The sequence below is a fragment of the Janthinobacterium psychrotolerans genome (assembly GCF_001677885.1).
Lineage (GTDB): Bacteria > Pseudomonadota > Gammaproteobacteria > Burkholderiales > Burkholderiaceae_D > Janthinobacterium > Janthinobacterium psychrotolerans.
In genome coordinates, this window is the sequence record NZ_LOCQ01000045.1 from 69,522 (window position 1) to 83,575 (window position 14,054).

General features: G+C 65.6%; 9 protein-coding genes and 1 tRNA gene. 1 reads left to right on the forward strand and 9 read right to left on the reverse strand.

Annotated elements, in window-relative coordinates; genetic code table 11:
• Window positions 1–32: 32 nt before the first annotated feature.
• Together ASR47_RS05525 and ASR47_RS05530 are read right to left on the reverse strand one after the other, a co-directional pair.
• Window positions 33–695: a CAAX prenyl protease-related protein gene (locus ASR47_RS05525; protein ID WP_065306751.1), complete on the reverse strand. Its 663-nt coding sequence runs from the start codon at window positions 693–695 to the stop codon at window positions 33–35.
• Between the two features lie 165 nt (window positions 696–860).
• Window positions 861–2,750, reverse strand: coding sequence for an ATP-binding cassette domain-containing protein (locus tag ASR47_RS05530; protein ID WP_065306752.1), 1,890 nt, complete (start codon window positions 2,748–2,750; stop codon window positions 861–863).
• 183 nt (window positions 2,751–2,933) lie between these two features.
• Here ASR47_RS05530 and ASR47_RS05535 point away from each other — a divergent pair.
• Window positions 2,934–3,008, forward strand: a tRNA-Arg gene (locus ASR47_RS05535).
• Between the two features lie 27 nt (window positions 3,009–3,035).
• Here ASR47_RS05535 and ASR47_RS05540 read toward each other — a convergent pair.
• From ASR47_RS05540 to ASR47_RS05570, 7 genes are all read right to left on the reverse strand, one after another.
• On the reverse strand, window positions 3,036–4,172 hold the full coding sequence (locus ASR47_RS05540; protein WP_065306753.1) for an acyltransferase family protein: 1,137 nt from the start codon (window positions 4,170–4,172) through the stop codon (window positions 3,036–3,038).
• Window positions 4,169–4,918 (reverse strand): PEP_CTERM-anchored TLD domain-containing protein, encoded by a 750-nt coding sequence (locus ASR47_RS05545; RefSeq protein WP_245714265.1) that lies wholly within the window; start codon window positions 4,916–4,918, stop codon window positions 4,169–4,171. Before ASR47_RS05545 ends, ASR47_RS05540 begins: the two co-directional genes overlap by 4 nt.
• A 107-nt stretch (window positions 4,919–5,025) precedes the next feature.
• On the reverse strand, window positions 5,026–5,733 hold the full coding sequence (locus tag ASR47_RS05550) for a response regulator (protein WP_065306754.1): 708 nt from the start codon (window positions 5,731–5,733) through the stop codon (window positions 5,026–5,028).
• A gap of 91 nt (window positions 5,734–5,824) precedes the next feature.
• On the reverse strand, window positions 5,825–10,051 hold the full coding sequence (locus ASR47_RS05555; RefSeq protein ID WP_245714266.1) for a two-component regulator propeller domain-containing protein: 4,227 nt from the start codon (window positions 10,049–10,051) through the stop codon (window positions 5,825–5,827).
• Between the two features lie 72 nt (window positions 10,052–10,123).
• Window positions 10,124–11,296 (reverse strand): patatin-like phospholipase family protein, encoded by a 1,173-nt coding sequence (locus ASR47_RS05560; protein WP_065306755.1) that lies wholly within the window; start codon window positions 11,294–11,296, stop codon window positions 10,124–10,126.
• A gap of 83 nt (window positions 11,297–11,379) precedes the next feature.
• On the reverse strand, window positions 11,380–13,155 hold the full coding sequence (ggt, locus tag ASR47_RS05565) for a gamma-glutamyltransferase (protein ID WP_065306756.1): 1,776 nt from the start codon (window positions 13,153–13,155) through the stop codon (window positions 11,380–11,382).
• Between the two features lie 60 nt (window positions 13,156–13,215).
• On the reverse strand, window positions 13,216–13,974 hold the full coding sequence (locus ASR47_RS05570; protein WP_065306757.1) for a 3-hydroxyacyl-CoA dehydrogenase: 759 nt from the start codon (window positions 13,972–13,974) through the stop codon (window positions 13,216–13,218).
• Window positions 13,975–14,054: the final 80 nt, after the last annotated feature.

The window sequence follows — 14,054 nt, forward strand, 5'->3', positions numbered from 1 at the left end:
ATCTCTGACAAGTTATCAGTTGACAAACAATACTACCAGTAATTCCAGTACCCACCAGAAATTATCCAGACTCCCAGTACGCCATTCGTCACGCCGTGCGCGAGGATCGGCGACCATAGCGAGCCGCTATGCATGTACAACAGCGTGTAGGCGGCGCCGGCCACCATGCCGGCCAGCCACAGATGGTGTTCAATCCCGAACAGCAGCACGCTGACGACAAATGCCCTGGCGCTGGCCAGGCGCGGCGCGCGCGCGAGGAAATCGGCGGCATCGATCCAGCGCAGCAGGAAGGAACGCCAGAACAGCTCTTCCATGACGGGCACCACCAGCGCGGCGCTGGCGATGCGCAGCAGCACCAGGCGCCAGTCGATGCGGCCATCGTCACGCGGATCGAAACCGACCGCCTTGCCGATGCTCATCCAACTTGCGTCGAGTTGTATCCACAGCAAAAAAACAACAGTCCCGGTCAGCAAGGCCAGCGCGATGGCGCGCGCAGCGAGCGCGAACCCGGCCAGTTCGGTGTAGTGGCGGCGCCAATACAGCAGCAGGCCCGGCACGACGCCTGTCTTGAGCGCGTACAGCCAGCGCAGCTCTTGCGGCGCATGGCCCAGGCGGCCCAGCATATCGGCGAGAAAGATAAAGAACAGATAGGCCAGGAAGGGCGCCACCCGTGGCAGGACCGCGCGCTCAGCCATGGCGGCGCACGCGGGGAGGCATGGAACGCGCCAGGCACCAGAGCCCGGGCTGCGTGCTTTTGAATGCAAACATGCATCCCTCGTGTAAAAAAAATAATTATATCAAGCACGACCGTTTACAGGCAAAAAATCGTGCTCTGAATTACAACAAGGGATAAATAAATATTAACTGTTTGCGCGCGCTTCGATCTGCTCCCATTTTTCAAGGGCATCGAGCAATTCGCCTTCGATCTCGGCCACGCGCGCGTTCAGGCGCTTGCCTTCGGCCGGCGTCTTCTTGTAGAAGTCGGGATGCGACAGCTCGGCCGCCAGCACCGACTGCTCGTCTTCCAGCTTGGCGATCAGTTTCGGCAACTCTTCGAGCTCGCGCTGCTCTTTATAGCTGAGCTTTTTCTTGGCCGCAGGCGCCGCCGCCTCGGCCTTGGCGGCCGGCTTGCTGGCCGGCGAGCTCGCCACCGGCAAGGTGCGCACGCGCTCCCAGTCGGTATAGCCGCCGACGAATTCGCGCCACTTGCCGGCGCCTTCGGCAACGACCACCTGCGTGACGACGTTGTCGAGGAAGGTGCGGTCGTGGCTGACCAGGAACACGGTGCCCTTGTAGTCTTCCAGCAATTCTTCCAGCAGCTCCAGCGTGTCGATATCGAGATCGTTGGTCGGTTCATCGAGCACCAGGCAGTTGGCCGGCTTGGCGAACAGGCGCGCCAGCAGCAAGCGGTTGCGCTCGCCACCGGACAGGGTCTTGACCGGCGAGCGCGCGCGCTCGGGCGAGAACAGGAAATCGTTCAGGTAGCTCATCGAGTGCTTGCGCTGGCCGTTCACTTCGACCCAGTCGCTGCCCGGCGAAATGGTTTCGATCAGGCTCGCTTCTTCATTGAGCTGGGTACGCATCTGGTCGAAGTACGCCACTTGCAGCTTGGTGCCGAGCTTGGCCGATCCGGTATCGGGCGCCAGCTCGCCGAGGATCATCTTGAGCAAGGTGGTCTTGCCGGCGCCGTTGGCACCGATCAGGCCGACCTTGTCGCCGCGCAGGATGGTGCCGGTGAAGTTGTCGATGATCACGCGGTCGCCAAAGCGCTTGCTGACATTTTCCAGCTCGGCCACGATCTTGCCCGAGCGCTCGCTCGAACCGACTTCCAGCTTGACCTGGCCCTGCTGGTCACGGCGCGCATTGCGCGTCAGGCGCAACGCTTCGAGGCGGCGCACGCGGCCTTCGTCGCGCACGCGGCGCGCCTTGACGCCCTTGCGGATCCACACTTCTTCCTGCGCCAGGAATTTGTCGAACTTGGCGTTTTCCACCTCTTCGTTTTCCAGCTGCTCGGCCTTGCGGGTCTGGTAGGTGGTGAAGTTGCCCGGGTAGGACAGCAAGCGTCCACGGTCAAGTTCGATAATCCGCGTCGACACATTATCGAGGAAGGAGCGGTCGTGGGTAATGAACAGCACGCTGCCACGGAAGTCGCGCAGCAGGCCTTCGAGCCACAAAATCGAGGTGAAATCGAGATGGTTGGTCGGCTCGTCGAGCAGCAGCACGTCGGGCGCCGAGACCAGCGCGCGCGCCAGCGCCACGCGCTTTTGCATGCCGCCTGACAAGGTCTTCATCAGCATGTCGCCGGTCAGGTTCAGGCGGTCGAGCACGGTTTCCACCTTGTTCGGCAAGCTCCAGGCGTCGGCCGCGTCGAGCTTGACCTGGATGTCGTGCATGCGCTCCATCAGCTCGTCGTCATTGCCCTGGCCGAACTGCCCCGTGAGCGCGTCATATTCCTTCAGCCACGCCTGCGACTCGCCCATGCCCGAGGCGACGGCGTCGAACACCGACATCTCGGGGTCGAATTGCGGCTCCTGCTCGACGTAGGCGATCTTGATGCCTTGTTGCATCACCAGCAGGCCATCGTCGAGCTTGAACTTGCCCGAGATGACTTTCAGCAGCGACGATTTGCCGGTGCCGTTGCGGCCGATCAGGCCGACGCGTTCCGAGGTTTCCAGTGAAAATTCCGCGTGATCGAGCAGCGCGACGTGACCGAACGCAAGTTGCGCCGATGAAAGAGAAATGACAGCCATAATGAGTAAAGGTGCTCGGGCGCCGTCGCTTGCCTGCCGTCAAGCAGACAAAACAGCCGCCGATGTGGATGAATGAAGCACGCATTGTACCGATAGTCGCGCCAGCATAGGCAGATCTTGCGATAACTTGCGCAGTGTCGGCTATAATTGCGCTCGCTTCGCCACATCGGCGAAGCCAGCGTCCTCCCCGTAGCACAATGGATAGTGCACATGCCTCCTAAGCGTGGGATACTGGTTCGATTCCAGTCGGGGGGACCAAGCCGCGGTTTTATCCGCGCGCCGCAGTCACGGCAGCGCTTGCAGCTTGTTGCGCCTGCGCATCAGCAAGCCGTTGAACCAGTCGCGGCAAGGCTGCTCTATCCACGCCAGGGTATGGCCCGACAGCCACACCAGCAGCACGACATAGCCGGCCATCATGGCCACACTTGCGGCGACACCATGGTCGCGGCGCAGCAGCGGCTCCATCAGCAGCAACAGCACCGGATGCAGCATGTAGACCGAATACGAGCGCTCGCCCAGCAGCTGGAAAGGGCGGCCGGCAAGCAGGCGCGACAGCGGCCCGCGGTCGCGGCACAGCGACAGGATCAGTAGCGCGAACAGGGCCGGGAAAGCAAAGCCCAGCGCCGGCCAGGCCTCGACCAGCAACAGGCCGGCGCCCGGCAGGGCCAGCAAGGCCAGCTGCACCGGAGCGCTGTCCATGCCGTCGCGCAAGCGGGCGCCGCAGCGGTCAAGGTACAGGCGCAGGTGCACCATCAGGGCGCCGAGCATGAAGCCGGCAACGCAGCGCGCATAGCCGAAGTCATATGTCACGTCCAGGCAGCGGCCGGCAGCCAGGCAATCACGCCAGACGACGCCGGCCCAGGCCAGCAGCGCCCCGGCAACGATGGCGAACAAAAGAAACGCCGCTGTGCGCAGGCGGGCGCGGAACAGCAGGCACAGCGTTGCGAACAGCACATAGGCATAAAATTCGACGCTGATGCTCCAGCTGACGGGATTGAGGATCAGGTGGTCGAACAGGCCCATGCCATGCGTCAGGGTCAGGGTCGAGGCGACTTCGCCCCAGGTGGGCCAGTCCTGGGCCAGCATGGCCGGCGTACCGTGGCTGGCCAGGTAGCCATGGGCCATGGCCAGGTTGCGCAGTGCGCTTTTCAGATTGAGCACCAGCACATAGGCCACACTGGCAAATACCAGCAGGGGGAACAGGCGGCCGAAGCGGCGCAGCAGGAACGGCGGCATGGCCCCGGGCCGTTCGAGCTTCTGGCTGTACAGCAGGCACATCAGGAAACCGCTCATGACAAAGAACAGGTCGACCAGCAGGTAGCCGTTGCGTATCAGCGCCAGTTGCGGGGCAAATAGCTTCAGGTGGAACAGTGCCACCAGCAAGGCGGCCACGCCACGGCTGCCTTCGAAAGACTTGATCATCGTCTCAGGCCGCCTCGGCAGGCGCGGGCGCGGCGCGCGCCTGCCAGCGAGGCCAGGCCCAGCAGCAGCATGCCCCAGCTCGCCGGTTCCGGCACCGCGCTGATGCTGAAGACCTGCATGGCGCCGTAAGTAATGTTCGGTGCCGTAAACACGGAGCCATCGACCAGGCTGATATTGCCTGGCGGCTGGTTCAGGTAATTATAGGTGTACAGCAAGGAATAGCCGCCATGCGTCAGGTCGGACGGCACATACAGGTCGTGCCCGCTGCCGAAGGTGGGGCCGTAGCCGATATCGTTGAAGGTCTGCCGGCTGCCTATCGTATCTCCACTGAAATATTGCTTAAGCTGCGGCAGCATGACGCCGGTGGTCAGGTTGAACAGGAACGCCGTGCGCGCGCGATCGTCCTGGGTCACATTGAAGCCGCTGCTGGAATTCCAGCTTTGCGGATTGTAGCCGCCCACCAGCCAGGTCTGGCCGCTGCCATTGCTCGCTTCCATGACGGAGAAGGTGCGGCCCTTGCCGTCGCTGGCCAGGTGGAAGTCGCGCGACGTGTCACCGGCGGCCTTGGTGTAGATGGCGGTCAGGTCCAGCGGTCCTTCGCCCAGCCAGCCGGCCAGTTGGGCCTGCTGCGCATTGTTCAACAAGGACTGCGCCATGGCGGCAGGGGTGGCGACGGCCGTCGTGGCCGCAATCAGCAGCACGGCGGCAGCGGCCGGCACGGACTTCTTGTTTGCTTGTTGCATCATTGTCCCCTGGAGTAAATACCGCACATGCAAAAGCATAACAATATAACACAATGTGATATCTTAATTATATTGATTCGGCGACATTAACGTGGACAAAATACCACGCCTCAGGTGCACGCCGCCTGCAGCAGGCGCGCTTGCCAGGCCGCACTGCGCCCCAGGGCGGCAAGCGCCTGCCGTAGCGTCGCGCCGTCCAGCGCCGGCGCCTGCAGCACGGCGGCCAGGCTGCCGGCCGCGCCATGCAGGCCGAGGGTAGTACAGCCCAGGTGCAGGCGCTCGACCTGCTGGCGCGCCAGCGCTGGCTCGCCGCGTGCCAGCAGTGTTTCGACCTCGCTGGCGCAGGCACCGGCCTGCTCCCGGAAGCCGGCCAGATAGGCCAGCAGGCGTTCGGCATCGATACCGAGCCGCCGCAGGGTCAAGCCGGGCGCTTCGGCCTCGGGCACGTCATCGGCGGTGAAACAGGCATCGAGATGCTCGCGTACCTGTTCCTGCTGGAACGGCTTGACGATATAGCCGGCGGCGCCGGCCCGCACCGCGTCACGCACGGTATCGTGGTCGCTGGCCGACGACACCAGCACCAGCGGCATGGCGTCGAGCGCGCTGTCGGCGCGTACCTTTTGCAGCAGCTCCATGCCGGACAGGCGCGGCATGCGCAGGTCGCAAAAGCACAGCGACGGGCGCAGCCCGCCTTCGAGCTGCTCCCAGGCGGCGGCGCCATCCTCCGCTTCCACGATATCGTGCACGCCGCAACTGTCGATCAGGTGCATCAGCACCATGCGCGAGACCACATCATCATCGACCACCAGTACTTTCATTGCCGCCTCCGTCACTGGCGCGTGTAACACGCCTGATACTTATTCTACCGAACTTCATCGCTGCCGCCGCAGCAATTGCTTTAAATACATCTCACCTGGCGGCGATCTCGGCCAGCAGGGCGTGCAGGCGCGGCAACTCCAGCGCCACGCGCGCCCAATGGCCGCCATCGGCCGCTTCCTCCAGTTCGGTGCACAGCAGGTGCAAGGCGGCTTCGTCGAGATAGGCGGCGCTGCCCTTGAAACCATGCAGCAAGCGCCCGGCGCTGTCGCTGTCGCGCGCGGCCAGGGCCGCGTCGAGCTCGGCCAGCCGGCCGGCCAGGTCGTGCGCAAAGGCGTCGCGCAGGCGACGCTGCAAGTTGTCGCCGCGCGCGCCCTGCCCTGCCACGGGAGGAACGGTGGCCGGCGCCACGCCGAACAGGGCATTGAGTTCGGTCTGGCCGCGCGCCAGCAGCGGTGGCGGCCTCGATGGCAGGCGCGGCAGCAGATGGCCGCGCGCCAGCTGGCGCGCGATCGCACGGCCCAGCAGGCAATGCAGCGCCGTCTCGTCGATCGGTTTGCTGAGGAAATCGTCCATGCCGGCGCCCAGGTAGCGGCTGCGGTCTTCCTCGCTGGCGTTGGCCGTCAGCGCGACGATCATCACCTGCTGGTCGCACACCGGCTGCTCCGGCAGGCCGCCGGCGCGTATCCAGCGGGTGGCCGTGGCGCCATCCATCTCGGGCATGCGCCCGTCCATCAGCACCAGGTCATAGCGCGTCTGCGCGCAGGCGGCCAGCGCCAGCACGCCATTGGCCACCACCTCGACCCGGTGGCCGAGGTCTTCGAGCATCACGCGGATGATGATCTGGTTGGTCGGAAAATCCTCGGCGCACAGCACGCGCAGCTGGTGGCTGTGCGGTTCGAGCGCCACCTGCGGCACCAGAGGCGGCGCCACGCCGTCGGCCAGCGGCACGGTAAACATGAAGGTGCTGCCCTGCTCCGGCACGCTGGAAACGGCGATATCGCCGCCCATCAGCTCGACCAGCTGGCGGCAGATCGCCAGGCCCAGCCCCGTGCCGCCGTAGCGGCGCGTGGTGCTGGCGTCGGCCTGCTCGAATTTTTCGAACAGGCGCTCCATCGCGTCGGCTTCGATGCCGATGCCGCTGTCGCTGACGGTAAAGCGGATCAGACTGGCGCGTGGCGCGCCGTCGCCGGCCGGCGCCAGGCCGGCCCGTTCGACACGCACGCGCACGCCGCCGCGCCGGGTGAACTTGAAGGCGTTGCCGACCAGGTTGACCAGCACCTGGCGCAAGCGCGTCGGGTCGCCCACCACGAAGCCGGGCAAATCGGGCGCCAGCTCGACGGCAAAGCCGATGCTGCGCGCGGCCGCCTGCTCCTCGAACAGGCTGGCCACGTTTTCGATCGTCGCGCCAAGCGCGAAATCGATGTGTTCCATGGTCAGCTTGCCCGCTTCGATCTTCGAAAAATCGAGCAGGTCATTGATGATGGCCAGCAGCGACTGGGCATTGGCCTGGCCGCGCAGGATCTGTTCGCGCGTCGCTTCGTGCAGCTGGCCGTCGCGCAAGGCAAAGCCCAGCATGCCGATCACGCCGGCCAGCGGGGTGCGCATCTCGTGGCTCATGTTGGCCAGAAATTCCGATTTCTGCCGCGTGGCGTCTTCGGCCTTGCGCTTGGCCAGGCGCAGGCTTTCCTCGTTCTGCGTCAGGCTGGCGTTGGCCAGCGCCAGCTCGTCGGCCTGGGCCCGCACCTCGATCTCCTTGCCTTGCAATTCCAGGTTTTTTTGCGACACTTCGGCCGTGCGCGCGCTGACCAGTTTTTCCAGCTTGCCCTGCTGGCGCCGCACCGCGCCCATGCGCTGGCGGTAGGCGCCGTAGATGGCGCCCAGCAGCAAGGCCAGGCCCAGGGTACGGAACCACCAGGTCTTCCACATCGGCGGCAGGATGGTGATGGCCAGCGTGGTGCCGGCCTCGTTCCAGACACCGTCCTTGTTGGCCGCCTTGACGCGAAATACATACTCGCCCGGGTCGAGATTGGTGTAGGTGGCAAAGCGCCGGCCGGCGTCCGTCATGACCCAGTCCCGGTCAAACCCTTCCAGCCGGTAGGCGAACATATTGCGCTGCGGCGCGGCGAAATGCAGGGCCGAGAACTCCAGCGAAAACACGCTCTCGCGGCTGGTCAGGGTCAGGCTGCGCGTGTGGTCGATGGCCGTGCGCAGCAGGTGGGCAAACTCGCCACGCCCTACCAGCACGGGTTTGTTGAACACCTGCAGTTCGGTGATGGCCACCAGCGGCGGCACCCGGTTGTCGTGGATCTCGGCCGGCACGAAGGCGGTCATGCCGTTGAAGCCGCCAAAATACATGGTGCCGTCATCGGCCCGCAGCGCCGCGCCGTCGAAGTAGGAGCCTTCGGCGGTGCCGTCGGCGCTGTCGTAGTTGCGAAACTGCCCACTGCGCATGTCGAGCCGGGTGATGCCGCTGTTGGTGCTCAGCCACAGCTGGTCCCGGTCGTCGCCAAGGATGCTGGCAATCGCGTCGTCGGCCATGCCGTCCTTGCGCAGGAAGCGGCGAAAACGCACTGCGCCCCGGGCGTCGACGTCCATGCGGTTCAGGCCACTGGCCGTGCCCACCCACAGCACGCCACGCCGGTCCTCATGCAAAAAATGCACTTCGTCGTGGCTGAGGCTGGACGCATCCTTCGCATCGTGGCGGAAATGGCGGAAAGTGCCGCTCGCGCGGTCGAGCAGGTCGAGGCCATGGAAGGTGCCGATCCAGATGCGGCCCTGGCGGTCTTCCAGCACCGGCCGCACGGTGTTGTCGGACAGGCTGTCGGGCCTGACAGGATCGTGGCGGTAGGTGGTGAACTGGCCGCTGGCCGGATCGAAATGGTGCACGCCGCCGCGCGTGGAAACCCACAGCTTGCCGCTGCGTTCGGCCGCCACATTGCGGATGGTGTCGCTGTTCGGGTCGCCCAAGGCAAAGCGGGTGGTGGTAAAGCGCCGCGTGGCCAAATCAAAACGGTGCAGGCCCGAACTTCCCCCCACCCACAGCGCACCGTCGCCGCGCGCATACAGCGAAGTGACCTGCTCGTCGCGCGACACGCCGGGCGTGGTCTGGAAATCGAACAGTTCGGTGGCGCCGTCGCGCGTGTCATACAGCTTCAGGCCACGGCTGGTGGCCAGCCACAGCTTGCCGGCACCGGCATCGGCCAGCGCGCGCACCTTGCGGTCGGCCAGCGCGGCCAGGTCGCCGGGCGCGCGCACCATGCGCGAAAAACCGCCGCTGCCCAGGTCGACCCGGCTCACGCCGTTGTACCAGGTGCCGACCCACAAGGTACCGGCGCGGTCGCGGAACAAGGAGGCCAGCTGGTTGTCGGCCACGCTGACCTTGTCGCCGGTCTGGTGGCGGAACTGCAAAAAGGTATCGCTCTCGCGCTGCCAGCGCAGCAGGCCATCGGCATTGCTGCCCAGCCAGACCGTGCCGTCGACGTCCTGGTACAGGCTCGACACGCGCAAGGCGGCGAAGTCCTGCTGCGGCCCCAGGCGCTGGCGCGAGACCGGCGGCTGGCCCCTGGCGCCCAGGCGCCAGCGCTCGGCGCCGGCGCGCGTGCCGATCCACAGGTTCTGCTCGCGGTCGACCATCAGCGCATGGATCAGATTGTATTTCGAGGCCGGCGACGGGTCGATCACGTAGTGTTCGAAGCGCGCGCTGCCTGCCTGGCCCGCCTGGCCCGGCGCCAGCATGTCCAGGCCCGTCACCGTGCCGATCCACAGGCGGCCCTGGGCGTCGAGCGCCAGGCTCTTGATTTCATTGTCGGCCAGGCTGTCGGGATTGCCCTCTTCATGGTGCCAGCTGCGAAAGGCGCCAGTGGTCCGGTCGAAATGCTGCAAGCCGTCATTGGTGCCGATCCAGAAACCGTGCACGCCGTCGTCGAGGATGGCGTTGATGTGCCGGCCGCCATTGCCGCGCTTGCCTTTGCCCGGGGCGCGGTAATGGATAAAGGTCTGGCTGGCCGAATCAAAACGGTCCAGGCCATTGTCGGTGCCGATCCACAGTTGGCCGCCACGGTCGACATGCAGCACGCCGACCCAGTTGTCGGCCAGGCTGGTGGCGTCGCCCTCGATATTCTTGTAGACCACCACCCGGTAGCCATCGTAGCGGCTCAGGCCCGACTGGCTGCCGAACCACATGAAGCCTTGCGCGTCCTGGGCGATGGCCAGCACCGATTCCTGCGCCAGGCCGTGTTCGACGCTGAGCTGGTCGAAACGCAAGGTGCGCGCCGGCGCCGCCTGCGCCTCCATGCAGCCGACCGCCAGCAGCCACACACACCACGCCACACTCAAAAGCCGTCGAAATCCCCGCACGATCGTCCAGTCAAAAAAACGCACCGTGGCGCGTCAGGCGGCGAAAAACGCCAGTACATCGTCCTTGCGGGCCTGCGTATCGCGCTGTCCAAGACGAATCAGCTCGCCAGTATACGTCGATTCGAACAATAAATACGAGGCCAGCGCCGCGCCGCGCGCTTCGGCCGCGCCGATGCCCGACAACATGGTGCGTATCGGCCGCGGCAAGCTGCCGATATGGCGGCTGGCGATCGCGTCGAGACGCTCGGACGGCGCGATCACCAGCAGCTCGACCGGCCGCAATGCCGTCTTGCCCAGCAATTCGGGCGGCAGCATCGACAAGGTCAGGTTGATGCGGTTCAGGCGTTCGATATCGACCGCCAGGCCGTCGAGGAAGATCGACGACAGCGCATGGCCGGCGATCTGCGCCAGGCTCGGGTAGCGCGCCGCATCGGCCTTGCCCGGCGCCGGCTCCGTCATGCGCCCGGCGCCCACCACCAGCACCTTGTTCGCGCCCAGGTGGATGGCTGGCGAAATGGGCGCCAGCTGGCGCATCGAACCGTCGCCGCAATACTCGCGCTGGCCGCCGATATACAGGGGCACGGCCGGAAAGATGAACGGAATCGCGGCCGAGGCCAGCAGATGCTCAACGCCGATCTGGTCCTGCAATGCCAGGCGCTGGGTGCGCACCCACGGCGCGATCTCGGCGCCGGTCTGGTAGAACGTCATGTGCCGGCTGCCCGAATACGACGAGGCGGTGACGGCCAGCGCATGCAGGCGGCCGTCGGCCAGCGCAGCGTCCAGGCGCGGCAGGTCGAGCATGCGGTGCAGCAGGCTGACCAGCGGGGTATTGTCGAGCAGGGAGCTGGGCGGCGACGCATGCCACTGGCGCAGCAGCCAGCCGAACGACAGCAGCGAGAGCCAGCGCGCGCCCGAACGGATCACGCCCAGCGAATCGGCGCGGTAGACCTGCTCGACCTTGATGTGCTCCCACACGTCGAGCAGTTTTTGCACGCCCTCGCCGAAGTGATCGGCGCGGCAGGCCAGCGCGGTGGCGTTGATGGCGCCGGCCGAGGTGCCGCAGATAATGTCGAAGGGGTTGCGCTCGGGCGCCCAGCCCGCTTCCAGCAGGATCGCCGATATCGCTTGCAACACCCCCACCTGGTAGGCCGCGCGTGCCCCACCGCCTGACAGTATCAAGCCTGTTTTATTGTTTTCCGTTCCCATGCCGGCAGATTAGCAGGCTCAAGATGCTTTGTGGAAAAGTTCATCACCGCACTGTTGTTGCGCCGCCCTATCGGCTGGTTCTCTCAGTCGCCCCGCACCATGCCTTCGCGCCGCGGATCGGCGCCGCCGAACCAGAAATCCTGGCCGTGCGCGTTCAGGCGCATGATGCCCTGCAGGCCCGAATTCTGTTCGCTGATGCGCACCTCGTGGCCCATGGCGCGCAGCGCATCGACTTGCGCGGCCGGGATGCGGCCTTGTTCCAGTTCGGTCGGGCCGTTGCGGCTGCCGAAGTTTGGCAGGCTGATCGCCTGCTGCACGTTCAGGCCCCAGTCCATGGTGCCGACCAGCACCTTGGCCACATAGTTGATGATGGACGAGCCGCCCGGCGAACCGGTCGCCAGCACCAGCTTCTGCGTGCCCTTTTCGAACACCAGCGTGGGCGACATGGCGCTGCGCGGGCGCTTGCCAGGCTCGACCCGGTTGGCGACCGGGCCACTGGCGTCACGCGCATCGAACGAAAAATCGGTCAGCTGGTTGTTGAGCAAAAAACCGTCGACCATCTGGCGCGCGCCGAACGCGTCTTCCACGCTGGTGGTCATGGACAGGCCGCCGCCAAACGCATCGACCGCCACCAGGTGCGACGTCGACGGGCGCTGCAGGGCGTTGTCCAGGCCCCACGCCACCTGCATGCCGGGCGGCGTGCCGGCCTCGGCGCGGCGCATGGATTTGTCGCCGATCAGGCCCGCGCGTTGCGCCAGGTAGGTCTTGTCGAGCAAGGCGGCGATGCCGGCGCCCGGCAGCGGCACGAAGTCGGTATCGGCCACGTAGCGGTTGCGGTCGGCATACGCCAGGCGCCCCGCCTCCGTGAACAGGTGGATGGCGCGCGCGTCGGGCACGCCGCCGACCGGCGGAAAGCGGCTGATATCCCTGGTTTCAAGAATGCCCAGCATCTGCGCGATGGCGATGCCGCCCGACGACGGCGGCGGCATGCCGCACACGGTCCAGGCCTTGTAGTGGCTGCACACGGGCGTGCGCACTTTTGCCTGGTAGCCGGCGATATCGCGCACCGTCAGCTTGCCCGGATTGGTCGGGTGCGAGGCCACCTTGGCGGCAATGTCGCGCGCGATGCGGCCGTGGTAGAACGCGTCGGCGCCGCCGGCGGCGATCTCGCGCAGGGTGCGCGCCAATTCCGGGTTTTTCAGCGTATAGCCAATCGGCAGGGGCTGGCCATCGTTATCATAAAAATACGCGGCCGCGACCGGGTCGCGCTTGAGGGCCTGGTCCCATTTCAAGAGGCCATGCAGGCGCTGGCTGACGGGAAAGCCGTCCTGCGACAGCTTGATGGCCGGGCCGAACAGCGTGGCCCAGGCCAGCTTGCCATGCTGCTTGTGGGCCAGTTCGAGCATGCGCAGCACGCCGGGCGCGCCGACGGAACGCCCGCCGACCACGCCGGTGGCGCGCGAGACGGGGCTGCCGTCGGGGTTCTGGAACAGGGTGTCATCGGCGCCGGCCGGCGCCGTTTCACGCCCGTCAAACGCCTGCACCTGCTGGCCGTCGGCATACAGCAAAAAGGCGCCGCCGCCAATGCCCGACGACTGCGGCTCGACCAGGGTCAGCACCAGCTGGGTGGCGATGGCCGCATCGATCGCGCCGCCGCCCTGTTTCAGCATCCGGTAACCGGCATCGGCGGCCAGCGGATTGGCGGCCGCCACCATGAACTGTTTGGCCGTCCAGCCCGGCTTTTCCGCATACGCGGTGGCGATTTCGGGCGCTTTTTGCGGCACCTCGGCAAAGGCGGGGCTGGCGCACAAGGCGGCCAGCAGGGCAAGGCGCAAGGCCAGCGGCTTGAAACTGTACATGGATGCTCCGATCAATCGATACGGATATCCTACAGCAATGGCCCAGCCCGCCAGGTACGCTTATTTCGGCTGCATCCTGATCGCACCATCGAGGCGGATGGTTTCGCCATTGAGCATGACGTTTTCAACGATGGCTTTGACCAGCTGCGCATATTCGCCGGGCTTGCCCAGGCGCGAAGGGAACGGCACCATCTTGCCCAGCGCATCCTGCACTTCGGCCGGCATGCCGAGCAGCATCGGGGTTTCGAAAATGCCGGGCGCCACGGTCATCACGCGGATGCCGCTGCGCGACAGGTCGCGCGCCATCGGCAGGGTCAATCCCACCACCGCCGCCTTCGACGAGGCATACGCGGCCTGGCCGATCTGGCCGTCGAATGCCGCCACCGAGGCGGTATTGATGATGATGCCGCGCTCGCCTTCACCGGTCGCATCGAGCTTGGCCATCGCGTCGGCCGCCAGGCGGCACATATTGAAGGTGCCCACCAGGTTGATGTTGACCACTTTCTGGAACAGCGCCAGCGGGTGCGCGCCATCCTTGCCGACGGTTTTCACGGCCGGTGCCACGCCGGCGCAGTTGACCAGGCCGCGCAGGGTACCGAGTTCGGTCGCCGCCGCCACCACCGCCAGGCCGTCTTCCTCGGACGTCACGTCGCACTGCACGAACACGCCGTTCAATTCGGTCGCCAGCGCCTGGCCCGCCTCGACCTGCAGGTCGGCCAGCACGACCTTGGCGCCAGCTTGCGTGAGCATGCGCGCCGTGGCCGCGCCCAGGCCCGAAGCGCCGCCGGTGATGATGAATACATTGTCCTGAATTTGCATGAAGTCTCCTGATGGGTTTGATGATCGCATTGACGCTAATTTACGTTTACGTTAACGTCATGTCGACATCAATTGTAGCG

Excerpts from the sequence above, each read along its gene's own strand:
- ASR47_RS05550 (WP_065306754.1), bottom strand. The coding sequence starts at position 5,733 with ATGAAAGTACTGGTGGTCGATGATGATGTGGTCTCGCGCATGGTGCTG.
- ASR47_RS05545 (WP_245714265.1), bottom strand. The coding sequence starts at position 4,918 with ATGATGCAACAAGCAAACAAGAAGTCCGTGCCGGCCGCTGCCGCCGTG.
- ASR47_RS05525 (WP_065306751.1), bottom strand. The coding sequence starts at position 695 with ATGGCTGAGCGCGCGGTCCTGCCACGGGTGGCGCCCTTCCTGGCCTAT.
- ASR47_RS05570 (WP_065306757.1), bottom strand. The coding sequence starts at position 13,974 with ATGCAAATTCAGGACAATGTATTCATCATCACCGGCGGCGCTTCGGGC.
- ASR47_RS05540 (WP_065306753.1), bottom strand. The coding sequence starts at position 4,172 with ATGATCAAGTCTTTCGAAGGCAGCCGTGGCGTGGCCGCCTTGCTGGTG.
- ggt (WP_065306756.1), bottom strand. The coding sequence starts at position 13,155 with ATGTACAGTTTCAAGCCGCTGGCCTTGCGCCTTGCCCTGCTGGCCGCC.
- ASR47_RS05530 (WP_065306752.1), bottom strand. The coding sequence starts at position 2,750 with ATGGCTGTCATTTCTCTTTCATCGGCGCAACTTGCGTTCGGTCACGTC.
- ASR47_RS05560 (WP_065306755.1), bottom strand. The coding sequence starts at position 11,296 with ATGGGAACGGAAAACAATAAAACAGGCTTGATACTGTCAGGCGGTGGG.